Source organism: Calidithermus terrae, from assembly GCF_003574345.1.
GTDB classification, from domain to species: Bacteria; Deinococcota; Deinococci; order Deinococcales; family Thermaceae; genus Calidithermus; species Calidithermus chliarophilus.
Genome location: NZ_QXDL01000432.1, coordinates 1 through 1190, shown reverse-complemented (window position 1 = coordinate 1190; position 1190 = coordinate 1). Strand labels below are relative to the sequence as shown.

The 1190-nt window shown below is 78.1% G+C and carries 1 protein-coding gene; it reads left to right on the top strand.

Features of this window, described 5'->3' with window-relative positions:
* On the top strand, nt 1-1190 hold a 1190-nt coding region (locus Mterra_RS22730), incomplete at both ends, for a DUF5691 domain-containing protein (protein ID WP_119316889.1).

The window sequence follows — 1190 nt, the reverse complement described above, 5'->3', positions numbered from 1 at the left end:
CCCGCCGCCCCGCCCGACGCCTGGGCCGAGCCCACCGCCGAGCAGCACCGCTGCTTCGAGGCGGTCATGCACGCGGGCTCGCCGAAGGGCGACCTGGCGGGCGAGCTGCTGGGCCTGATGGCCCGGGCCCGGGTGCGGCCGGCGCGCGGCTGGCTCTTCCGGGTGCTCGAGGAGGCCCACGAGCGCCCCGAGCTGCGGCCCGCCGCCCTGGAGGTCATGGGCGAGCGGGGCCGCTGGCTGGCCCGCTATGTGCCCTTCGGGCAGTGGGTCACCCCCGAGGAGCCGGGCGAGTCGCTGTGGGAGGAGGGCCGCCTCGAGGAGCGCCTGGCCTACCTCGCGCGGGTGCGCCGCGCCGACCCAGCGCGGGCGCGGGCCCTGCTCGAGGCGGTGTGGGCGCAGGAGCCGCACGAGGCGCGCGCCCGGATGCTGCAGGAGCTGGAGGCCAACCTCTCCCTCGACGACGAGCCCTTCCTCGAGGCCTGCCTCGACGACCGGCGCAAGGAGGTGCGGGGCGTGGCCCAGGGGCTGCTGGGCCGCCTGCCCGGCTCGCGCCTGGTGCGGCGCATGGCCGAGCGGGCCCGGGCGCTGCTCCGGTTCACCCCCGCGGGGGTGGCGGGGCTGAAGAAGGCCCGGCTCGAGGTGGCGCTGCCCGGGCAGTTCGACAAGGCCTGGGCCCGCGACGGCGTCGAGCAGAAGGGCGCGCCCTACGGGGTGGGGGAGAAGGCCTGGTGGCTGGCGCAGATCCTGGGGCGCGTGCCCCCCTCCGCCTGGGGCGAGCCCGAGGCGGTGCTGCCGGCGGTGAAGGCCGACAGGGAGTGGCGCGAGCTGCTCGAGGGGGCCCTGGCCGAGGCCGCCGTGCGCTTCCGGGACGAGGCCTGGGCGCTGGCGCTGCTCGAGGGCGCCAGGCGCGCCCCCGGCGCCGACCTGCTCGCCGCCCTCTCGCCCGGCAGCCTGCTGGCCCAGGCCCTGCGGCGGTTGGGGTCGGGCAGCGGCCCGCTGGGCGCGGATAGCCTGGAGTGGCAGCTCCTGACCCGCTGCCCCCGGCCCTACCCGCCCGAGCTCCTCGAGGCCCTCGGCCGGCGCGCCGCCGTCAGCCTGCTCAACTGGCAGAAGATGCAGAAGAACGACTGGCGCACGCAGCACTTCCTGCCCGAGCTCGCCCTCCACCTCGACCCCGCCTTCGCCCCTGC